General features: G+C 64.3%; 22 protein-coding genes. 16 read left to right on the top strand and 6 right to left on the bottom strand.

Annotation, left to right across the window (positions count from 1 at the left end):
• Positions 1-24: 24 nt before the first annotated feature.
• From CR492_RS14800 to CR492_RS14790, 3 genes are read right to left on the bottom strand one after another with little or no spacing between them, the layout of a single operon-like run.
• On the bottom strand, positions 25-783 hold the full coding sequence (locus CR492_RS14800; protein WP_102844506.1) for an ABC transporter ATP-binding protein: 759 nt from the start codon (positions 781-783) through the stop codon (positions 25-27).
• A 6-nt stretch (positions 784-789) separates the two neighbouring features.
• Positions 790-1,632 (bottom strand): ABC transporter permease, encoded by an 843-nt coding sequence (locus CR492_RS14795; RefSeq protein WP_432431216.1) that lies wholly within the window; start codon positions 1,630-1,632, stop codon positions 790-792.
• A gap of 14 nt (positions 1,633-1,646) precedes the next feature.
• Positions 1,647-2,615: an aliphatic sulfonate ABC transporter substrate-binding protein gene (locus tag CR492_RS14790; protein ID WP_180982566.1), complete on the bottom strand. Its 969-nt coding sequence runs from the start codon at positions 2,613-2,615 to the stop codon at positions 1,647-1,649.
• A 135-nt stretch (positions 2,616-2,750) separates the two neighbouring features.
• Here CR492_RS14790 and CR492_RS14785 point away from each other — a divergent pair, with 135 nt between their 5' ends.
• Positions 2,751-4,046, top strand: a complete 1,296-nt coding sequence (locus tag CR492_RS14785; protein ID WP_146030287.1) for a hypothetical protein — start codon at positions 2,751-2,753, stop codon at positions 4,044-4,046.
• A 32-nt stretch (positions 4,047-4,078) separates the two neighbouring features.
• Here CR492_RS14785 and CR492_RS14780 read toward each other — a convergent pair whose 3' ends face one another.
• A complete protein-coding gene (locus tag CR492_RS14780; protein WP_146030286.1) occupies positions 4,079-4,381 on the bottom strand; it encodes a hypothetical protein in 303 nt (100 codons plus the stop codon).
• A 113-nt stretch (positions 4,382-4,494) separates the two neighbouring features.
• Between CR492_RS14780 and CR492_RS14775 the strand changes: the two genes are divergently transcribed.
• The 11 genes from CR492_RS14775 to CR492_RS14725 all read left to right on the top strand — a co-directional run bounded on the left by CR492_RS14775 (position 4,495) and on the right by CR492_RS14725 (position 13,463).
• A complete protein-coding gene (locus tag CR492_RS14775) occupies positions 4,495-5,091 on the top strand; it encodes a cation transporter (RefSeq protein ID WP_102844502.1) in 597 nt (198 codons plus the stop codon).
• Between the two features lie 217 nt (positions 5,092-5,308).
• Entirely contained in the window at positions 5,309-6,175 is an 867-nt protein-coding gene (locus CR492_RS14770) for an aldo/keto reductase (RefSeq protein ID WP_102844501.1), read from the top strand.
• A 168-nt stretch (positions 6,176-6,343) separates the two neighbouring features.
• Positions 6,344-7,273 (top strand): tetratricopeptide repeat protein, encoded by a 930-nt coding sequence (locus CR492_RS14765; RefSeq protein WP_180982565.1) that lies wholly within the window; start codon positions 6,344-6,346, stop codon positions 7,271-7,273.
• Positions 7,273-8,676 (top strand): ribosome biogenesis GTPase Der, encoded by a 1,404-nt coding sequence (gene der, locus CR492_RS14760; protein WP_180982564.1) that lies wholly within the window; start codon positions 7,273-7,275, stop codon positions 8,674-8,676. The genes CR492_RS14765 and der overlap by 1 nt, the downstream gene beginning before the upstream one ends.
• Before the next feature lie 56 nt (positions 8,677-8,732).
• Positions 8,733-9,671: a phosphotransferase family protein gene (locus CR492_RS14755; RefSeq protein ID WP_146030285.1), complete on the top strand. Its 939-nt coding sequence runs from the start codon at positions 8,733-8,735 to the stop codon at positions 9,669-9,671.
• An 84-nt stretch (positions 9,672-9,755) separates the two neighbouring features.
• Positions 9,756-10,277 (top strand): hypothetical protein, encoded by a 522-nt coding sequence (locus CR492_RS14750; RefSeq protein ID WP_102844498.1) that lies wholly within the window; start codon positions 9,756-9,758, stop codon positions 10,275-10,277.
• Positions 10,278-10,346: 69 nt separating this feature from the next.
• Complete coding sequence (gene pssA / locus CR492_RS14745) at positions 10,347-11,249, top strand: CDP-diacylglycerol--serine O-phosphatidyltransferase (RefSeq protein ID WP_102844497.1); 903 nt, start codon at positions 10,347-10,349, stop codon at positions 11,247-11,249.
• 209 nt (positions 11,250-11,458) lie between these two features.
• A complete protein-coding gene (gene infA / locus CR492_RS14740; protein WP_102844496.1) occupies positions 11,459-11,677 on the top strand; it encodes a translation initiation factor IF-1 in 219 nt (72 codons plus the stop codon).
• Positions 11,678-11,730: 53 nt separating this feature from the next.
• Positions 11,731-12,378 carry a Maf-like protein gene (locus CR492_RS14735; RefSeq protein WP_102844495.1) on the top strand — a complete coding sequence of 216 codons (648 nt, stop codon included), beginning with the start codon at positions 11,731-11,733 and terminating at the stop codon, positions 12,376-12,378.
• A 10-nt stretch (positions 12,379-12,388) separates the two neighbouring features.
• On the top strand, positions 12,389-12,610 hold the full coding sequence (yacG, locus tag CR492_RS14730) for a DNA gyrase inhibitor YacG (protein ID WP_102844494.1): 222 nt from the start codon (positions 12,389-12,391) through the stop codon (positions 12,608-12,610).
• Between the two features lie 58 nt (positions 12,611-12,668).
• Positions 12,669-13,463, top strand: coding sequence for a YdcF family protein (locus CR492_RS14725; protein ID WP_102844493.1), 795 nt, complete (start codon positions 12,669-12,671; stop codon positions 13,461-13,463).
• A 14-nt stretch (positions 13,464-13,477) separates the two neighbouring features.
• Here CR492_RS14725 and CR492_RS14720 read toward each other — a convergent pair whose 3' ends face one another.
• On the bottom strand, positions 13,478-14,167 hold the full coding sequence (locus CR492_RS14720) for a DUF599 domain-containing protein (RefSeq protein ID WP_102844492.1): 690 nt from the start codon (positions 14,165-14,167) through the stop codon (positions 13,478-13,480).
• A gap of 127 nt (positions 14,168-14,294) precedes the next feature.
• On the opposite strand from CR492_RS14720, the gene CR492_RS14715 reads away from it, so the two are divergent.
• The 3 genes from CR492_RS14715 to CR492_RS14705 all read left to right on the top strand — a co-directional run bounded on the left by CR492_RS14715 (position 14,295) and on the right by CR492_RS14705 (position 16,566).
• Complete coding sequence (locus CR492_RS14715; RefSeq protein WP_102844491.1) at positions 14,295-14,948, top strand: glutathione S-transferase family protein; 654 nt, start codon at positions 14,295-14,297, stop codon at positions 14,946-14,948.
• 47 nt (positions 14,949-14,995) lie between these two features.
• Positions 14,996-15,709: a hypothetical protein gene (locus CR492_RS14710; protein ID WP_102844526.1), complete on the top strand. Its 714-nt coding sequence runs from the start codon at positions 14,996-14,998 to the stop codon at positions 15,707-15,709.
• Between the two features lie 125 nt (positions 15,710-15,834).
• On the top strand, positions 15,835-16,566 hold the full coding sequence (locus CR492_RS14705) for a DnaJ domain-containing protein (RefSeq protein ID WP_102844490.1): 732 nt from the start codon (positions 15,835-15,837) through the stop codon (positions 16,564-16,566).
• Positions 16,567-16,635: 69 nt separating this feature from the next.
• Here CR492_RS14705 and CR492_RS14700 read toward each other — a convergent pair whose 3' ends face one another.
• Entirely contained in the window at positions 16,636-18,477 is a 1,842-nt protein-coding gene (locus CR492_RS14700; RefSeq protein ID WP_102844489.1) for a serine hydrolase, read from the bottom strand.
• 233 nt (positions 18,478-18,710) lie between these two features.
• Here CR492_RS14700 and CR492_RS14695 point away from each other — a divergent pair, with 233 nt between their 5' ends.
• On the top strand, positions 18,711-19,052 hold the full coding sequence (locus CR492_RS14695) for a phasin family protein (protein WP_102844488.1): 342 nt from the start codon (positions 18,711-18,713) through the stop codon (positions 19,050-19,052).
• The last annotated feature ends 553 nt before the right edge of the window (positions 19,053-19,605 follow it).

Below are 19,605 nucleotides of genomic sequence, written 5' to 3'. Positions count from 1 at the left end.
GGTCCTTGTTTCAAGAAGAGAAATTCATTCGGCCGCGATGGCATGCGGCGGGGCGCGCCACGAATGGCCAAGGATACGGAGCGCCTCGCGCTTCAATTCGTCGAATTCGGGCGAAATGCGGTCGCGCGGACGCGGCAGCGCGATCGGCAGCACGGCTGCAATTCGTCCCGGACGCGACTGCATGACGACGACGCGGTCCGCGAGGACGAGGGCTTCCTCGATGTCATGGGTGACGAGCAGCAGCGTCGGCCGCAACTCGTCCCATAGGCTGAGGAGATGATCTTGCAGATCGGCGCGGGTGAAGGCGTCGAGCGCGGAAAAAGGCTCGTCCAGCAGAAGCGCGCGCGGCTGCGGCGCCAGCGCGCGGGCCAGGGCGACACGTTGGGCCTGTCCGCCGGAGAGCTGGCGCGGCCAGCGCCGGGCGTGATCGGCAAGGCCGACGCGCTGGAGCGCCGCCGCCACGCGCGCGCCCTGCTGCGGCTTCGAGGCGCCGGAGAGGCCGAAGCCGACGTTTTGCGCGACGGTCAGCCAGGGAAACAGCCGCGGCTCCTGAAACACCACGCCGACGGCGGGATGCGGCGCGCTGATGGGCTCATGATCGATCAGCACGCGGCCGGAGCTCGGCCGGTCGAGCCCGGCGACGAGGCGGAGCAGCGTGCTCTTGCCGCAGCCGGAGCCGCCGATGACGGCGACGATCTCAGCGGCATCGATGTCGAGGCTGACATTGGAGAGGGCGTGCGCCCCGCCGGGATAGATTTTTGAGACCGACTGGATGGTCAGCATGGCCCGCTAGCCTCCCTCGCCGGACGTTTGTCCGAGCGTGTCCTGCCAGCGCAGGAAGGGGGCAGACGCTGCGACCAGCAGCGCGTCGGTCGCTTTGCCGAGTACGGCGAAGGTGAAAATGGCGCCGATGATCTGCGCCGGCTTGCCGAGCTGTTGGCCGTCAACGAGGAGATAGCCGAGTCCTTCGGAGGCGCCCATGAATTCGGCGGCGACGACGAACATCCAGCCGAGCCCGAGACCGGAACGCAGCGCGACGACATAATGCGGCAGCACCGCAGGAAACAGGATGCGGCGAGCGAGAGCGACGCCTTCGAGGCGAAAGCTGCGACCGGCTTCGATGATCTTGCGATCGACGGCGAGGATCGCGCCGAAAATTCCAAGATAGACCGGAAAGGCGACCCCGACCGCGATCAGCGCGATTTTGGAGGCCTCCAAAATGCCGAACCACAAAATGAACAGAGGAACCCAGGCAATCGAGGGAATGGCGCGCAGACCCTGCAACGTGGGGTCGATCAGAGCGCGCCCCAGCGCGGAGGCGCCGGCAAGAACGCCGAGCGCGGTGCCAGCGACAACGCCGAGCGCGAAACCGGCGCCGACGCGCAGCAGCGTCGTACGGATATGCAGCCAGAGATCGCCGCTCACTGCGAGTTGCGCGAGGTTGGCGGCGACGACGCTTGGCGTCGGCATCAGGCGGCCCTGCGCCCAGCCGAGCCGCACGGCGATCTCCCAGACGAGCAGCGCGCCGAGCGGAAGGGCGAGGCCGAGCAGGGCGAGCCGCAGCGACGCCCCGCCCCGTCGCCGAGGCCGCGCCGCGGGCTCGACTGAGGCGAGGCTATCGATCGCGCTCACCGCGTCCGCCCGGATCAATTGCTGACGGTCAGAAACGCGGGATCGATCAAGGCGTCGACGCTTTGTTTGACGTTGGCGTCTTTGGCGATGACGCCGGCCTGCTGCAAGGCGTCGCCCGCCGCGACAAGGGTCTCCTTCTGCGCCGCGCCGATCGGGCCGAAGGTCAGCTCGGTGCGGCTCAGCTGACGTTCGATCACCGCCGGCGGCAACTTGGTCGCGCCCTCCAGCAAGACGGCGAGCTCCTTCGGGTGGGCCAGCGACCATTTGCGCGCCGTCTCATAGGCGGCGAGCACGCGCCGGACGATGTCGGGATTTTCCGCCGCGAAACCCTCGCGCGTGTTGAGGACGCCCCAGCTGTTGGCGGCGGGATTGCGATAGAACAGCACAGCGCCGTCGTCGATCTCGGCGGAGGCCATGATCGGGTCGAGGCCGGCCCAGGCGTCGACGTCGCCGCGGGTCAGCGCGAGACGGCCGTCGGCATGCTGCAGCAGGACGAGACGCAGATCCTTCTCGGTCAGTCCGTTGGCGGCGAGGGCGCGGATGAGGAAAATATGCGGGTCGGTGCCGCGGGTGACGGCGACGGACTTGCCCTTGAGATCGGCGACCGAGGCGATCCCAGTTTCCTTGCGGGTGACGAGGGCGGTCCATTCGGGCCGGGAATAGACATAAACGGCTTTGATCGGATTGCCGTTGATGCGCGCGATCAGCGCGGCGGCGCCGGCCGTCGAGCCGAAGTCGAGCGATCCGGCGTTCAGAAATTCGAGCGCCTTGTTGGAGCCGGCGGACTGGACCCAGCGGATGGCGACGCCATCCTTGGCGAATTCATCCTCGAGGATTTTCTTATCCTTCAGAATGATCGATACGGGATTATAGGTCGCCCAGTCGATGCGGATTTCGCTTGGGGCGGCTTTTGCGCCGAGCGCGGCCGCCGTCGTCAGGGCGAAGGCGAGGGAGGCTAGAATATGCCGGAAGCGGAGGGACATTGCGGCCTCGTCTGGATCGGGAGTTTATAGTTCATAAAGCCGATAGAGTTAATGTCAATATGCTCCAGAGGGAAAATGACAGCCGCCGCCCCAAGGCGTAGGATACAATTGCTTTTTCTGGCTGGGGACTGCCGCATGGCGCTGCAATCGAAGCTTTTCAGCGGCGATCCCCTGCTTGAATCGGCCGCGATGCGCGATCAGGCGCATATCACGCCGGGCGCGCGCGGACCTCATATCGGCAAGATTCAGCAGGCGCTGGCGCTGGTCGACGGCGCGGCGATCGACCAGGACCAGTCATATGGCCCAGCGACAGCGTCGGCAGTCCTCGCCTATAAGAAGAAGCGCGGCATCATCAATTTCAGCTACCAGACCCAGCCGGACGACATCGTCGGCAAAATGACCATCGCCTCGCTCGACGCCGAACTGTTGGAGCGCGAGCGCATCCCGACCGGGCCGCTTATCGTTCGTCCTGTTCATCCGGGCGCGCGTCCGCCGAACGTCGCCGACAGCGCCTTGTTTCGCGCGCCCGCCGGCAATCGGCTGGCGGTGGGAGGGCCGACCGTTGGCGCCACCGCCAGTCTCGATCTCAATCTCACGGGATTTCAGAAAATCCGGGTGCCGCCGCGCTTCACCGCGACGGTCGAAATCCTGAACGGCGCCGGCGGGCGCGTTGTCGGGCGCAATTCGATCCCGCCGAGCGACACCAATGCAAAAATCAGCTGGGCCTTCGATCCCGATGACAAATTGCTTCCGGTGATCCGGCTGAATCCGGAGCCGATCGGGCCGGCGACAGCGATGACCGACGCCGGTTTCGTCCGGATTACGAAAAGCCCGTTTCAGCTGAAAATCGATTCCTACAAGCCCGGCGACGGCCTGTTCGACTTCTCCGCTGAAAACGGACTGTCCAATCTGCATGTCGAAGTGCGCGCGCCGAAGATGACTGGCCCTTCCGGGCCCGCGCCGATCACAGTCAACCCGCGCGGGAAGAATGGGCTGATTTCCGGCAATGGCGATCCCGGCGTGCCGGGCGGGGTCAGCGGCGGCAGGCCGATGAAAATCGTCGGCAGCCGGCGCAAGATCAATCTTGGCGGCGAACATGAGACGCCGGGATTTGAAGACTACACGGCCTCGCTTGGCTTTTCGGCCTGTCCCGATTTTCCGGACCGCAACCACCGGGCGTTCAGGCCCTGGACCGAGGATCGTGATCCGTCGGTGTTTGTGTCCGATGGCGAGGCAAGCGACATCTGCATCCGCAACACGCCAGTCACCGATGAGATTTTAGCGGTCATCAAACGCATCAAGGCCTCGCCCTGCCGCCTGACTTTTTCTGGACGGCCCGACGCGTTCACCACGCTCAAAGGGGCGTTTTCAGGCGAGGCGTCGATCGCCGATGAAATCATCGACGAGGCTATTGTCCTCGACTTTCCCTGATCGGGCGACAGCTGCGGTAGGCCGCAAAAAATTCAACCTATTTTTTCGGCCTCGGAGCTGTTGACAGGAGCGGTGTCGAGGGCCTGGCCTTTTCGATAGGCGGTTTTCCTGTAGACATCGCCTTCTTTAAAGATCCTGGTCGTCCATCCGGATTTCCAGACGATCACCGCGGCGTCGCCCTCGCGCGTCCAGGGACCGCTCATGTCCTCGTCGAGCGTCGCCCGGGCCGTTCCATCCGCGCCGAGCGTGATCTCGAATTCCTCGCCGACGCTGTCCTTGACCTTCCAGACGCCTTCGAGTTCGCTGGCGCCGCCTGCCGCCGGTTTTTTGCTCATGCCGCCCATTGTCTCCGCCCGCTCTTTGATTTCGATTGAGTGTGCATCCGAACAATTGACCGCCGCAAACGAAAACTTTCGCCGGCTTTGCGCGGCGCGATCGAGGATAGAAGATGACCGACGAAGACAATCGGCTACGGCGCGCGGTGCGGCTTGTCGCGCTGCTCAATCTCAGCTTCTTCGGCGTCGAGTTCGCCGTGGCGCTGGCCATCGGCTCGGTGTCCCTGATTGCCGACAGCGCTGATTTTCTCGAGGACGCCGCAATCAATTTTCTGATCTTTGCGGCGCTCGGCTGGAGCGCGGCGCAGCGCGCCCGCGTCGGCATGGCGCTCGCCGCGATCCTGCTCGCGCCGGCGCTCGCCTTTCTGTGGATGCTTTGGCAAAAATTCGGCGCGCCTGTTCCGCCGAACGCCGGGGCGCTGACGCTGACCGGCATGGGCGCTTTCGCCGTCAATCTGCTCTGCGCTTTCATCCTGGCGCGGTTCCGTCATCACAGCGGCAGCCTGACCAAGGCCGCGTTTCTGTCGGCGCGCAATGACGTGCTCGCCAATGTCGCGATCATCGCCGCCGGTTTTGCGACCCTCTACGCGCCTTCGGTCTGGCCGGACATCCTCGTCGGGCTTGGCGTCGCCTTGATGAATCTCGACGCCGCGCGCTCGGTCTGGACCGCCGCGCGCAGCGAACATCGCCTCGCCAGAGCGGAAGCCTGAAAATCGCCAGCAGCAGATCTGGTTTATATGACGTTGATCCGGCAAAAAAAGCGATCCGGATATGCGGGAGGCGAAGGCCCCGTATGGCCTTCCTGGCTTGCCTCGCATTGGTGGACCGCCATATTTGATCCGCATCGGCGGCAGGGGGCAGGCTTTTGCAGCCCTCGGTCGAGGGGGTAGAAGATCGCTGCGCCTGTCCGCTTTAAGGAGAACAAGCATGAGCGTAATCACCGCCGCCGCTTCTGGCGACTTCACCATTGGCGACATCAAGATCCATCGCTTGGGCTTTGGCGCGATGCGCATCGTCGGCAAGGGGGTGTGGGGCGGACCGGCCGACCGCGGCGAAAGCCTTGCCGTTCTGCGCAAGCTTCCCGAGCTCGGCGTCAATTTCATCGACACGGCCGATAGCTACGGGCCCTTCATCAGCGAGGAGTTGATCGCCGAGGCGCTCTATCCTTATGACGGATTGTTGATCGCAACCAAGGGCGGTCTGACGCGGCACGGCCCTGACATATGGGCGCCGCTGGGGCGCCCCGAATATCTGCGCCAATGCGTGTTGATGAGCTTGCGCCGCCTGAAAATCGATCGCATCGATCTCTGGCAGCTGCACCGCGTCGATCCGAAGGTGCCGCGCGAGGAGCAATTCGGCGTCATCGCCGACATGCAGAAAGAGGGGCTGATCCGACACGCGGGCCTCAGCCAGGTTTCAATCGACGACGTCAAGGCCGCCGGCAAGTTCTTCAACGTCGTCTCGGTGCAGAATCTTTACAATCTCGTCGACCGCACGAGCGAGGACGTGCTCGATTATTGTGCGACAGCAGGCGTCGGCTTCATCCCCTGGTTTCCGCTCGCGGCTGGAAGACTGGCGCGGCCGGGAACTTTGCTCGACGCCATCGCCAGGAAGAAAGGCGCGACGACAAGTCAGGTCGCCCTGGCTTGGACGTTGCGGCGCAGCCCGGTAATGCTGCCGATCCCCGGCACAGGAAGCGTGGGCCACCTCGAGGAAAACGTCGCCGCCGCGGCGATCGAGTTAAGCGACGAGGAGTTTGCCGGTCTCGACAAGGCGGGCCGCGACGCGGCCTAGCGCGCCTGCCTCTAATACTTCACAGCGTGCCCCGCCCCTGACCGGGGGTGGGTCGCCTTTCCCATGCGGGCGTGCTAGCTGACGGGTTCGCCCTTTTCATGCCGCCTGCCCGAAATGCTCTGAAGCGCATGTCGCCGCCAACCCGCCAAAGCCAAAAAGAAAACGTCCATGAGTGAATTTTTCCGCGAAGTCGACGAGGACTACCGCCGCGAGCGCCTCGCCAATATCTGGACGAAATATCAGGTGTGGTTCATCGGCGCCGCGGTTTTGCTTGTCGCCGCGACGGCCGGCTGGCGCATCTATCAGCATTTTCATCTGCAGGCGGCCGAGGCGGCCGGCGCGCGCTATGAGGCGGCGCTGCGGCTGTCGCAGGACGGGAAATCCGCTGAAGCCGAAGCTGGATTCAAGGAGATCGCCGCCTCGGGGCCGAAGGGCTATGCGACGCTGGCCCGTCTTCGCGGCGTCGATGAGATCGCTGGCCGCGATCCTGCGGCGGCGATCGCGGCCTATGACGCGCTCGGGGCCGATCCGTCCTTCGATCAATCCTTCAGGGAGGCGGCGCAGACCCGCGCGGCGATGCTGCGCGTCGATCGCGACGATCCGAAGGCGTTCGAGGAAAAATATGGCGCGCTGGCGCAACCCTCCTTTACCTATCACGACACCATGCGCGAATTGCTCGCCATGGCCGCGTTCAAGCGCGATGATTTCGAGGCGGCCGGGCGCTGGCTCGATATGATCGTCGGCGATCCGCGCGCGCCGGGGCCGCTGCGCCAGCGCGCCGAGGCCTTCCTTGGCCTCGTTCAGGCCGGCAAGCTTGCGCCGGCGCCCGCCGCTGAGTCTCTGCCTGCTGCTGCGCCGGCGCTCGAAGCGCCGGTTTCGCCCGAAGCTCCAGCGGCGGCCTCTGCCGCGCCGGACGAACCTGCCGCGCCCGCGGCGCAAAATCCCGTCGCTGAAGCGCCGCCGGCCGCCGCAGCAGGGTCCGACGAAAATTCCGCCAGCAAAAGCGCCGCGCCGCCGCCGGAGCCGGAGAAGAGCGGCGTAGAGCCTGACGCCGCGTCGCCCGCCGCCGCGCCGGGCGCGCCGACGCAACCGAACTGATGTTCACGATCGCCATAATCGGGCGCCCCAACGTCGGCAAATCGACTTTGTTCAACCGTCTCGTCGGCAAGCGCTTGGCGCTCGTTGACGATCGTCCGGGCGTCACCCGCGACCGGCGCGAGGGGGAGGCCCGGCTTGGCGATCTCGTGTTCAAGATTATCGACACGGCCGGGCTCGAGGAGGGAGCGGCGGCTTCGCTCTCCGGACGCATGCGCGCGCAGACGGAACGGGCGATCGAATCTGCCGACGCTGTCTTTTTCCTGTTCGACGCGCGTCTGGGTCTCACCCCCGACGACCGCTTTTTTGCAAATCTGGTGCGGCGCGCGGACAAGCCGCTGATCCTCATCGCCAACAAGGCGGAAGGGCGAGTTGGCGAAGCCGGCGCGCGGGAAGGTTATGACCTCGGCCTTGGCGATCCGGTGCCCCTGTCAGCCGAGCATGGCGACGGAATGTCGGATCTTTACAGCGCCATCCGCGAGGCGCTGCCGGAGCAGACCGAACTGCCGGCCGAGGAGGAGGAAGGCGAAACGCGGCTCATTCTCGGCGACGATGAAGACGGCTCCGAGCTCGATCCGACCAAGCCGCTGCGCATCGCTATCATCGGGCGCCCGAACGCCGGCAAATCGACGCTGCTCAACACCATCATCGGCCAGGACAGGCTTTTGACCGGACCCGAGCCGGGGCTGACGCGCGACACCATCGGGATCGACTTCGAATGGGGCGGCCGCAAGATCAAAATGTTCGACACCGCGGGCCTGCGCCGCCGCGCTAAGGTGGAAGATAAGCTCGAAAAGCTCGCCGGCCATGACGCGGTCCGCGCGGCGAAATTCGCCGAAGTCGCGGTTCTGCTGCTCGACGCCACGATACCCTTTGAGAAGCAGGACCTGACGCTGGCCGATCTCGTCGAGCGCGAGGGCAGGGCGCTGGTGATCGGCGTCAACAAATGGGATCTGATCGAACATCGTGGCGCAAAGCTCTCTGAGCTGCGCGAAGAGGCGATCCGCCTTCTGCCGCAGGTAAAGGGCGCCCCTGTCGTGCCGCTGTCAGGCGCCACCGGCGACGGCGTCGGCAAGCTGATGGAGGCGATCTTCCGCGTTCATGAGGTCTGGAACAAGCGCATCTCGACGGCGCGGCTGAACCGTTGGCTCGCTGGCGCGCTGGAGCAGAGCCCGCCGCCCGCCGTCTCGGGCCGGCGTATCAAAATCCGCTACATGACGCAGCTGCGCGCAAGGCCGCCCTATTTTCTCCTGTTCGGCAATCAGCTCGACGCTTTGCCGGCGAGCTATGAGCGCTATCTCGTCAACGGCCTGCGGCAGGCCTTCGATCTGCCCGGCGTGCCGATCCGCATCTCGAAGAAAACGAGCGATAATCCGTATGCCGACCGCAAAGCGCGCCAGAGATAGGCGGCTGCCGGTTGCGCGAGACATGGGTCAGAACCGATCCGCCCCTTGAGCCAAGCTTGCCGGCGATCGAAGCGATGGCGCGGCGGCTCTGCCCCGGCGCCGCTGTCTGCCGGGCGCAGGAAATTCCCGGCGGTCTGATCAACGCCAATTTCAGGCTCGACCTTGCCGGCGATCCCAATCGGGATCGACTGCTGTTGCGCTACTGGCGGCGCGGGCGCGCGGACGCCGACAAGGAAATCGCGCTGCTGCGTTTCCTCAAAGGGCGGGTTCCTGTTCCCGCCGTTCTTGCGACGGGCGCGGCGGATTCTGAATTCGGACTGCCTTACGCGCTCTTGGAGTGGATCGACGCGGAGAGTCTGCACAGCGCCTCAGCCGGGTTGGCTGCGGCGGGTCTGCACGAACTTGGCCTCGCCGCCGGCGGGACGCTTGCCGCCATTCATGGCGTGCGGTTTCCGCAGCAGGGTTTCTTCGGCGCCGATCTCGCTCCGGAAGACGGATATGAGGCGAGCGTCGACGGACAGCTCGCTTGGCTGAATGCGACGCTCGGCCGCGATCAGGCGCGCGAGCGGGTCGGCGGCGCGCTGGCGGGCGCCCTCAGCGCATTCGTCCGGCGCAATGGGGAGGCGCTGTCGCAGGAATGGGCGCGTCGGCCGACACTCAGCCATGGCGATTTCGATCCGACAAATATCATGGTCAGGCCGATGGCAGGCGGGTTTGCAGTCGCTGCCGTACTCGACTGGGAGTTCGCCTTCGCCGGCGGGCCTGCCTATGATTTCGGCCATATGCTGCGCCCGCCGCTGGGCGATCAGGCGGCGTTCATTGGCGGTCTCTGCGCCGGCTATCGTGCGGCGGGAGGCGGTCTGCCCGAAGATTGGCGCGAGGCGGCGCGCCTCGCGGATCTTTTGTCCTGGGTCGATTTTATCTCGCAGCCCTTTTGCGGAGAGAAAGCCGCCGTCTCGGCCCGGCAGATGATGGCGCGGCTGATGGCGCCATAATATTTGCCAAGCTGCGCGCATCAACATATCTGCCCTATCGTGGCTCTTCCCCCGGCGACTGCGCCGTAAAATGGATCTGGCAAGATGCTGACGACCTTCTCGCGGATCATTCGTCTCGTCCTGCTGCGCCTTGCCGAGGCGCTCGTCATTTTTTACGTCGTGCTCGATTCGATTTTTACGCCGCTTTTCCGCCCGCTGCTGCGCTGGGCGGCTGGGCTACGCCTCCTGCGGCAGCTGCAGGATCTTGTCGTCGAGCTGCCGCCCTATGCGATTTTGGCGGCGCTCGCTATTCCCTTCGGCCTCGCCGAGCCGGCAAAAATTTATGCGCTGGTGCTTTTCGCGGGCGGCCGTTGGCTGACTGGCGTCATCGTGATGGCGCTCGCCTATCTTGTCAGCCTCGTCCTCGTCGAGCGCATTTATGACGCCGGCCGGGACAAGCTGCGCACGATCGGCTGGTTCGCCCAGCTGATGGATTGGTTGGTCGGGCTCCGCGATTCGCTGCTCGCCTGGGCCCGCGCCACCAAAGCCTATGCTCTCGCCGTGCAAATGCGCCGGCGCGGCGTGGCGATGTTTGGACGCCTGCGCGCGCAGTTCAGGTTGCGCTAGCTGCCGGGTCGCCGCTCGTTTTCTGCGCCGCGCTTGCGGCGCTTGCAGGCTCACCCTATCTTGCCGCCAATGGATCGCCGCTCCGCAAACAATGATTTCGCCTCCCGCCGCGGGCGAGGCGACACGCCTCCGTTCGAGGGCGGCGACGAGGCCGCTTTCGACCCCTTTGCTCCGGCGCGGCCGCCAAAGCGGCGCTTTCGCGCCGTGCCGATGCGGATCATCCTGCCCAATCTCGTGACGCTGCTTGCCTTGTGCATGGGTCTGACGGCGATTCGCTTTGCAATCGAGGCGCAGTTCGAGGTGGCGGTGGTCTTCGTCATTATCGCCGCCGTGCTCGACGGCCTTGACGGGCGGATCGCCCGCGCGCTGCGTGGCGCGACAAGATTCGGCGCGGAGCTCGACTCGCTCGCCGATTTCGTCGATTTCGGCGTCGCCCCGGCGCTGATTCTCTATTTCTGGGGTCTGAACGAATTCAAGAGCCTTGGCTGGTTCGCGGCGCTGGTCTTCGCGATCGCCGCAGCGTTGCGCCTCGCCCGCTTCAACGTCATGGCCGACGAGCCGGACAGGCCGGCCTGGCACGCGCATTTTTTCACGGGCATGCCGGCGCCGGCGGGAGCGATCGTCGGCCTTTTGCCGATCTACCTCAGCCTGTCGATCCTCGACGCCCCTCATGGGCGGCTGATGGTTCTGATCTATATTGTTTATGTGATCGCTGTCGCTCTGTTGATGGCAAGCCGGATTCCCCATTTCTCCGGCAAGAAGATCGGCCGCATTCCGCGCGAATATGTCATCGTCGTTATGTTCGGCGCGGTCGCTTGCCTGCTTCTTCTGGCGACCTTCCCGATGGAGATGCTGATTTTCCTGTCAATCGCCTATCTTGCCTCGATTCCTTTTGCGATTCGCAAGTTCAAGGCGCATGAAGTCGACGACGCGGCAAAATTGAAGGCTCTCGGCGCGGCGCCAGACAAGTGACGCCCGCACAGCGAAGGCGAAGGCGGCAGTTCACAAATGCGCGGTTCTCGATTAGGGTCCGCGCCAATTGTCAGCCGGATTGATCCGTCTTTCTTGAGCTTGGTCTGATCTCGGTCGCGCGGATGCTCTGCGCGGCCGCGCACCCGTTGGGGTCGCCGCCTCCTGCGGCCGGCGAAACGGTGTCGGACGCTGCAAATATAAGGAAACAAATGTCGAAGGAAGAATTGCTTGAATTTCCGGGAGTTGTGGTCGAACTGCTACCCAATGCGACGTTTCGTGTGCAACTCGAAAACGAGCATGAGATCATTGCGCATACGGCCGGCAAGATGCGCAAGAACCGCATCCGCGTTTTGACCGGGGATAAGGTTCTCGTCGAAATGACGCCCTATGATCTCAGCAAAGGCCGCATCACATACCGCTTCAAGTGAGGCGCGGAAGTGATTGTCATTTTTGACGGAAAGACTGTTTAAGGATCGCCGCAATGACGAAGCCGGAGATCCCGGAGGAGTTTACGCGGCCAAAGCTCGTTCTGGCTTCAGCTTCGCCGCGCCGGCTTGAATTGTTGCAGCAGATCGGCCTCGAACCCGATGCGCTGCTGCCTTGCGATCTCGACGAAACCCCCGGCAAGACCGAACTTCCACGCACGCTCGCCTCGCGCCTCGGCCGCGAAAAAGCGCGCGCCGCCGCCCGCATCGCGTTGAGCCGCCCGGAACTCGCCGATGCCTATGTAATCGGCGCCGACACGGTGGTCAGCGTCGGGCGCCGCATTCTGCCCAAATGCGAATTATCAAGCGAAGCCGAGCAATGCTTGCAGCTTCTCTCCGGCCGCGCGCATCGGGTTCATACCGGCGTCTGTCTGATCGTCCCCGGCGGGCGCGAGCGTCACAAGCTGATCGAGACGAGGGTCCGCTTCAAGCGGCTGTCGTCGAGCGAGATCGAAACCTATCTCGAGAGCGGCGAATGGCGCGGCAAGGCGGGCGGCTACGCCATCCAGGGTTTGGCCGGGGCGTTTGTCATCAAGCTCATCGGCTCCTATTCTTCCGTGGTCGGCCTGCCGCTTTACGAGACCATGTCGCTGCTCGTCGGTGAGGGTTTTCCGGCCATGACCTCGTGGCTGAATCGGGTTTAGAGGACTGCGTATGGCGGAGCCGGAAGCAAATCCCGAAGCCGCAGCGGACGCCGCCGTCCTGCCCAAGCGGGCGTGCCCGATCTGCGGCAAGCCCGCGGTCGCGGCGATGCGTCCCTTCTGCTCGAAGCGCTGCGCCGACGTCGATCTGCATCGTTGGCTCGGCGGCGTCTACGCCATCCCGGCGAGCGAGACCGAGGAGTCCGCAAAAGGCGCGGCCGCCGAGGACGAATGAAACTTGCACGCGTTCGGCCGCCGCCGCGGCCTGACGCGGCGCGATAAAGCCGGGCTCCATGTTCTTTCCAGTCTCCAAGATTTTCTGGCTTGTCGCCGAGCCTTTGACCTTTTTGATCCTGCTGACCGTGGTCGGCGTCGTCCTGATGTTCACACGTTTCGGGCGCGCGGGACGGGCGCTGGCGGCGATGGGCGCCTTCGCGATGGCGCTCCTGTTCCTGACGCCGGTTGGCGTCGCCTTGCTGCTGCCGATAGAGGACCGCTTCCCGCCGCCCCCAGCCGATTTGCCGGCTCCGACTGGAATTATCGTGCTTGGCGGCGCGCTGAACCAGAGCCGCAGCGTCGCGAGGGGGCAGGCGATTTTCGGCGGGGACGGCGAACGGCTGATCGCCGGGATCGACCTCGCCAAACGCTACCCCTCCGCGCGCCTTGTCTTTACCGGGGGCTCCGGCAATCTCGTCGAACAGACCATCGTCGAGTCGACCGGGGTCAAAAAATTCTGGGTCGATATGGGAGTTCCTCCCGACCGCATGGAATTTGAATCGCACTCGCGCAATACTTGGGAGAATGCGCTTTTCACGCGCGACCTGCTGCGGCCGAAGCCCGGCGAAACATGGCTGCTCGTCACCTCGGCGTGGCATATGCCGCGCTCGATGGGGATTTTCCGGCGGCTTGGCTTCGATGTGATCGCCTATCCCGTCGCCTATCGCACCTCCGGCGATTCCTCCGACTGGAGTTTTTTGCGTCCGGCGTTCGAGCGCGTCCCGCTGGTCGTTCTCGCTTTTCGCGAATGGATCGGGCTCCTCGCCTATCGCCTGACCGGCAGGACTGACCAGCTCTTTCCGGCGCCCTGAAACCGGGTCGGACGCTAGACGTCCTCCCGCGTCAGCGAGCGCCGCGCGGCGGAGAAAAACTGCCGGCGCATGACGATGATGAAAATCCCTGTCGTTGTCGCCATCAGCACATAGGGGCTGACGAACCAGCCGATATAGGCGAAGGCGAAATAGAAGCTGCGCAGGCCCTTGGCGAAATGCAGCCCTGCGTCGATGGTCATGAATCCCGCCCGCTTCTGCGCGACTTCTCTGGCGCGGGCGTCGGGTTCTTCGGGGCCCGGCGTTGCGCCAAGCAGAATCGCCGCATAGATGAACAGGCGGTAGGCCCAGGCGAATTTGAAGAAGGAATAGCCGAAAATCAGGGCGAGCCCCAAGACTTTCAACTCCCAGGTCGCCCTGGTGACGACAAGCCCGAGCGGGAGATCGCCAACCACTTTCAGAACATCGTCAGCAGCGCGCATCGAGGCCGCCGCGCCGCCGAGCAGCAGGAGTGAGGTGGAGGCGAAGAAAGCGGCGCCATTCTGCAGGCTCGACATGATGCTGGCGTCGGCGATGCGCGTATCGCGGGAGGCCATCGCCCGCATCCACGCCATGCGATGCTGGTTCATCAGCACGGACAGGCTGGTCTGATCGCCAAAGCCGCGTTCATTGACGAAACGGTAGAGAATCCAGACGCCGATAAAGAAGACGACGCCGGCGATGTCTGCGGCGGAAAGGCCGGGCATTGATCCCCCGAGGAAGTTGGGCCGGTCGAGCGCCTTGTTGCCTGCGCCTGTTGCAGGCGAAACAGTCTAGCGCTGTTTCATGATCGGATGTTGAATAGACGCCGCCTTTTGGAAAGATCCCGCCCAAGTGACCTACACGCTGCTCATCGCCAACAAGAGCTACTCGTCCTGGTCGTTCCGGCCATGGATTTTGCTGCGCCATTTTGGCGTGGCCTTCGATGAGATCATCGTTCCGCTCAGCCGGCCCGACACGAAGGAGCAGATTCTGCGCTTCTCGCCGGCGGGGAAATGCCCCGCGCTGCGCGATGGCGACCTCCTGATCTGGGATTCGCTGGCGATCATTGAATATGTCGCCGAAGGCCATCCCGATCTGCCGATCTGGCCGCGCGGAAGGGAGGCGCGGGCGCAGGCGCGCTCGCTTTCGGCCGAGATGCACTCGGGCTTCATGGGCGTCAGGTCGCATCTGCCGATGAATTTTCGCCGCAAGGTCGGCGAGCGGGGGCTGACGGAGGAGGCGAGGGGGGACGTCGCGCGCATCGAAGCAGCCTTCGCTGCGGCGCGCGAGAAATTTGGCGCGGGCGGCCCGTTTCTGTTCGGCGCCTTTTCCGCCGCTGACGCGATGTTCGCGCCGGTCGTCAGCCGGCTGCACAGCTACGCGGTCCCTGTAACGCCGCAGACCCGCGCCTATATGGATGCGGTGATGGCGCTGCCGGCGTGGCGCGACTGGAGCGAGGGCGCGTTGGCGGAGCCCTGGCCCATCGAGAAATACGACCGGCTTTGATCGAGCGGCGGCAAGATCAAACGCCGGGCTGGAAATGCGAGGACGCTGTGCAAGGGCCAAAGGATGGACGAGATCTCGTCGGATCCGACCGGAATTCGAAAACCGAGATCGACGCGTTCCTCTCGGCGGCGGAAAAGCGCCCGGTCGTCGCGACGGGACGCGGCAGACTGATCTTTGCGCTCGACGCGACGATGAGCCGGCAGCCGACCTGGGATCTGGCGCAGCATCTGCAAGCGCATTTGTTCGAGACGGCCGCCGCCCATGGCGGGCTTGAAGTCCAGCTCGTCTTTTATCGCGGCTTTGATGAATGCAAGGCCTCGCGCTTCTTGAGCGGGGGCAAGGCGCTCGCCGCAGCCATGACCCGCATTTCCGTCGCCGCCGGCCATACGCAGATCGGCAAGGTGCTGCGGCATGTCCTCGAAGAAGCGGGCAATGCGCCGGTCCGCGCGCTGGTGTTCATCGGCGATGCGATGGAGGAGCGGGCGGATGATCTCGCCGACCTTGCGGGGCGGCTCGGGCTCATGGGCGTCAAGGCCTTTGTCTTTCAGGAGGGCGCCGATCGCGTCGCCGAGCGGACGTTCCGGCAGATCGCCTTGCTGACGGGCGGCGCCTATGCGACATTTGACGCAGGCGCGGCGCAGCGTCTGGCGGCGCTCCTCTCGGCAGCCGCGGCCTATGCCGCGGGCGGCCGGCAAGCGCTGGAGCTCGAGGCTGCGGACAAGGGCGCTGCGGCGATGCTGCTCCTCAGTCAGATGAGCTAGCCTCGAAACGATCGGTCTGGGCGCCAGATGTCGCGCCCCAAGGTTGAGATCATGCCCCATCGACGAGAATTTACCGGCCTGGCTGGCCCCACGCCACGGCGGCCATTCGGGAATTCAAGGGCGCGATGATCTATCTTATCTTTGCCTTTCTGATGCTTTGGCTTTCGCTGGCCGGGCTTCGCGCATTCGCCAATGCCAATCCGGCGACGCTCGCCCGCGTGATCAGCCGCGGCGGCGGAATAGCGCTTCTTGTCTTCGCCGCCTTTCTCATGGCGCGCGGCGCCGTCTCCATTGCCCTCGGCTTCGGCGGTCTCGGCCTTTGGCTCTTGAAAGGCGGGCGGGGCTCGCTGCTTTCGCTGTTTGGCTGGCCGTCGGCGGCGCGGCAGAGCGGCGCATCCGCGCGCGTCTCCTGCGTCAGATCGGCGATGATCGAGATGCAGCTCGACCACGCGACGGGAAAAATGCGCGGCGTGATCCTGGCGGGAGCGGATGAGGGACGCCAGCTAGACTCGCTGACGCGTCCGCAGTGTGAAGTCCTCTACGAGCTTTGCCGTCGAGACGATCCGGAGGGCGCCCGCCTTCTGGAAGCATATCTCGATCGCCGGTTTGCCGGCTGGAGTCACGCAGGACAGGCTCAAGGCGACTCGCGGAGCGGCGAGTCGGGACGTCGCGCCGGGGCCATGACCCAGGATGAAGCGTATGAAGTCCTGGGACTTGCCAAAGGCGCGTCGCGTGAGGAAGTTGTTCGGTCGCACCGCTCGCTCATGAAAAAGCTTCATCCAGATCATGGCGGGACGACGGATCTGGCGGCGCGGGTTAATGAAGCTAAAGAAGTCCTGATGCGGCGTCATCCGTAGCATCCAGAGGTTTGCGCCAGCCTTCGCAAAAGCGCGTTGCAATCACGCGCAAAGATTGCCGGAAAACGGTTAGTTTTTCGTTGCGAAGCAGGACAACCCGCTCTGCTTCAGCGTCCTGCAGGCGTTTTCGGCGCTTTTTTCTTCAAGGCCTGCAAAACGCGCCCGGTAGAGGGTTTCCGACCCCTTCTGCACCTTCTCGGTGAAGGGCTGCGCCGAGCCAAGCGTCCTGCCGCAGCTGATCCGGGCCTTGGCGAGAAGCGCATTCGCCTTGGCGACGTCATCCGTTGCGCCGATCTGGATCATCCAGCCACGCGCCGCCGCCGGGGGGCGTCGTTCGGCGCTTTTGCCCTCGGCCTCCTTTATCTTTTCAGCTGGCGCCGCCACACGGAGAGCCTCGATGCTCGTGGCCTCCTGCCGGTCCGCCGTCCTTTCGGTCTTGCGGAGCTTTGCCGGCGCAGGCCCGGCGATCCAGCGCATCGTCGAGGGCGTCGCGGTTGGGGGCGCAAAAAAAGCCGCGTTGACGGTCGAGCCGTCGAGAGAGGCGGTCTTGACGGCGGCGGGCCGCGCCGCGCCGGATTCGGCGGAACCTGCGGCGGCGGCCGCGGCCGGCGTCCTCGCGGCGCCGGAGACGAAAGCCGGCCTTGGCCTGTCGAGCGGAACGTCGGCGGAAATGGAGGCGACGCGGATCGGGTCGATCGCTTGCGGCGCCTGCGGCGCGATAGCCCGCAGCGTGATCTTCTGGGCCGGAGCTTGAACGGCGGGCTGCGTCGCGACATAGGCGAGGGCCGCTTTCGGCGGCGGCGCGATCTCGCGCTGGGGGGCGGGCGTCACGATCGGGGCGGCTGCTTCCGGGGCGGCCTGCTGCTGCGCCATAACGCGCGAGGGCAAATCCGCCGGGGGCGCGCGCTCGATCGGCCGTTGCGGCAGATCGCGCAGCACGGAGGCGGTGCGGACGGTCGCGCCATTGCCAATCTGGTCCTCAATCAGATCAGCCATGATCCGGTCGCGGGAGGGCGCGCTGACGCCGCCCATCACCACCGCGACAATATAATGGCCCTCGCGCTTGACGGAGGTCAGGAGATTGAAGCCCGAAGCGTTGGTGTAGCCGGTCTTGATCCCATCCATTCCTTCGACGCGGTCCATCAGCCGATTGTGGTTGCGGATCGTCGCGCCGGCGAAATAGAACGCCCGGGTCGAGAAATAGCGATAATAGCGCGGGAAGCGCTCCTGCACTGCGCGGCCAAGGATGGAGAGATCCCGCGCCGTCGTGATCTGGGCGTCGGCGGGAAGGCCCGAGGCGTTGACGTATCTCGTATTGCGCATGCCAAGTTCGCGCGCCTTGCGGGTCATGAGCTCGGCGAAACGATCTTCATCGCCGCCGACCGCCTCGGCGACGGCGACCGCAATGTCGTTGGCCGAACGCGTGACGATGGCCTTGATGGCGTCATCGACCGAGATCGTCCGGCCGGGCCGAAGCCCGAGCTTGGTCGGCTTCTGCGCAGCGGCGCGGACAGAGATCGGGATCTCGCTGTCGAGGCGAAGCCGCCCCTGTTCGAGTTGCTCAAACAGAAGGTAAAGCGTCATGACCTTGGTGATCGAAGCCGGATGGCGCGGCTCGTCCTCATTGCGGCCGTAAAGCGACTCGCCGCTGTTGCCGTCGACGACGATGGCCGCAAAGTTACGGCTCGGCGCGAAGGGGCGCGCCCGCATGTAGCGGACCGAATGGGCGTGGTGCGCTCTCGCGTAATGGCCGGGGAAATGTTTTCCCGCGTGATGGCCATGCGACCTTTGCCGCGCCTCTGCCGGTCCGGCGAAGAAGCTGACCGCAGCGACGCCGATGGCCACGACCAGCGCCAGGCCTGAAAACGCTTCGGCTTTGCTGCGGCGAACGGTCGCACCTATGTCGAGCATTGAGCGGCGTCCTTGTTAACAAACGATCCATACGCCGCGCGACGCTAAATCTCCCTCGGTTACCGCCGGGTTAAGGGACATTTTCCGAAATTCATTTTGTTGCACTGCACAATAATACAGTGCAGCGCACTTGACGCTTATTGTGCGGTGCGGTATGAACTAATTGTGAGCGCGAAAGCTCATGTCACCGCCGCCTCGATTGAGCGAGTCGGCAACGCTCTAAGGGGAAGACAATGGCGAATACGATCGAAGATTTCCAGAAGTTTGGCAAAGCCCAGTTCGAGACGGCGACGGCTTCCTCGCAGGGCGTTGTAAAGGCGCTTCAGGCGATCGCCCAGGAAACTTCGGATTTTTCCAAGAAGTCGCTCGAAAATGGTTCGGCTTTCCTTGAAAAGCTGCTCGGCGTGAAGTCTTTCGAGTCCGCGATCCAGCTGCAGTCGGAATTCGCCAAGAGCGCCTATGCCGATTTTGTCGCGGAATCGACCAAGCTCGGCGAGCTTTATTCCGCCCTGGCCAAGGAAGCCTTCAAGCCGGTCGAACTCGCAGTCGCCAAGGTTCAGGCCGCCAAGGACTGACTTCCTGAGGCAGATGGTTTCTGGTTGGCCGGACTTTCGGGTCCGGCTCGACCGGCGCGCTGACAACGTTTCGCGCAAGTCTCGGATGTTAGCTCAGGACATCGGGGTGGCTCCAGCGCTTCCGACCGGTTGAATGCTCTCTGCCGATCGAAAATCGGTTTAGTATCAAGGCGCTTGTCCCTGTCTTTATCCATCAGATTGAATTTTAGCCGATCGATTGGCTGCGGATCCAGGATGGATTGACATGCATGCCTTGCGTGCGTTTCGCGCAGAACTCGCTTTCCTTATGAGCCCGGCTTTACGCCGGGCTTTTTTATTGTCTGGCTTCGGGCTGAGGCGTCTGCTTTTCGGGCGCCGCGTCGCCGGTCGTCGCCGTCGCACTGCGGCGCAATTTTTGCTAAATCGGTCCTTCATGGACCGAAGTGAACTTAAATTTCGTCTGTGTGTTCGCACCATCGGTGAAAACGCCGCGACCAATTCGCTCTTGCCGGAACTGACTGCGCGTTGTTCACTGGAGCTTCGTGGTCGGCGTACCTAAATGACATATATGCAA

The organism is Methylocella silvestris (assembly GCF_002891535.1).
In the GTDB taxonomy this organism is placed as follows: domain Bacteria; phylum Pseudomonadota; class Alphaproteobacteria; order Rhizobiales; family Beijerinckiaceae; genus Methylocapsa; species Methylocapsa silvestris_A.
The sequence above is the reverse complement of the archived record's forward strand: the minus strand, read 5'-3'. Positions and strand labels throughout refer to the sequence as shown.

What these genes read in the sequence shown, in the direction of transcription:
- CR492_RS14770 (WP_102844501.1), top strand. Translation starts at nt 5,309, where the DNA reads ATGAGCGTAATCACCGCCGCCGCTTCTGGCGACTTCACCATTGGCGAC.
- CR492_RS14800 (WP_102844506.1), bottom strand. Translation starts at nt 783, where the DNA reads ATGCTGACCATCCAGTCGGTCTCAAAAATCTATCCCGGCGGGGCGCAC.
- CR492_RS14790 (WP_180982566.1), bottom strand. Translation starts at nt 2,615, where the DNA reads ATGTCCCTCCGCTTCCGGCATATTCTAGCCTCCCTCGCCTTCGCCCTG.
- CR492_RS14775 (WP_102844502.1), top strand. Translation starts at nt 4,495, where the DNA reads ATGACCGACGAAGACAATCGGCTACGGCGCGCGGTGCGGCTTGTCGCG.
- CR492_RS14720 (WP_102844492.1), bottom strand. Translation starts at nt 14,167, where the DNA reads ATGCCCGGCCTTTCCGCCGCAGACATCGCCGGCGTCGTCTTCTTTATC.
- der (WP_180982564.1), top strand. Translation starts at nt 7,273, where the DNA reads ATGTTCACGATCGCCATAATCGGGCGCCCCAACGTCGGCAAATCGACT.
- CR492_RS14785 (WP_146030287.1), top strand. Translation starts at nt 2,751, where the DNA reads ATGGCGCTGCAATCGAAGCTTTTCAGCGGCGATCCCCTGCTTGAATCG.
- CR492_RS14780 (WP_146030286.1), bottom strand. Translation starts at nt 4,381, where the DNA reads ATGAGCAAAAAACCGGCGGCAGGCGGCGCCAGCGAACTCGAAGGCGTC.
- CR492_RS14765 (WP_180982565.1), top strand. Translation starts at nt 6,344, where the DNA reads ATGAGTGAATTTTTCCGCGAAGTCGACGAGGACTACCGCCGCGAGCGC.
- CR492_RS14725 (WP_102844493.1), top strand. Translation starts at nt 12,669, where the DNA reads ATGTTCTTTCCAGTCTCCAAGATTTTCTGGCTTGTCGCCGAGCCTTTG.
- pssA (WP_102844497.1), top strand. Translation starts at nt 10,347, where the DNA reads ATGGATCGCCGCTCCGCAAACAATGATTTCGCCTCCCGCCGCGGGCGA.
- CR492_RS14695 (WP_102844488.1), top strand. Translation starts at nt 18,711, where the DNA reads ATGGCGAATACGATCGAAGATTTCCAGAAGTTTGGCAAAGCCCAGTTC.
- CR492_RS14700 (WP_102844489.1), bottom strand. Translation starts at nt 18,477, where the DNA reads ATGCTCGACATAGGTGCGACCGTTCGCCGCAGCAAAGCCGAAGCGTTT.
- CR492_RS14735 (WP_102844495.1), top strand. Translation starts at nt 11,731, where the DNA reads ATGACGAAGCCGGAGATCCCGGAGGAGTTTACGCGGCCAAAGCTCGTT.
- yacG (WP_102844494.1), top strand. Translation starts at nt 12,389, where the DNA reads ATGGCGGAGCCGGAAGCAAATCCCGAAGCCGCAGCGGACGCCGCCGTC.
- infA (WP_102844496.1), top strand. Translation starts at nt 11,459, where the DNA reads ATGTCGAAGGAAGAATTGCTTGAATTTCCGGGAGTTGTGGTCGAACTG.
- CR492_RS14705 (WP_102844490.1), top strand. Translation starts at nt 15,835, where the DNA reads ATGATCTATCTTATCTTTGCCTTTCTGATGCTTTGGCTTTCGCTGGCC.
- CR492_RS14750 (WP_102844498.1), top strand. Translation starts at nt 9,756, where the DNA reads ATGCTGACGACCTTCTCGCGGATCATTCGTCTCGTCCTGCTGCGCCTT.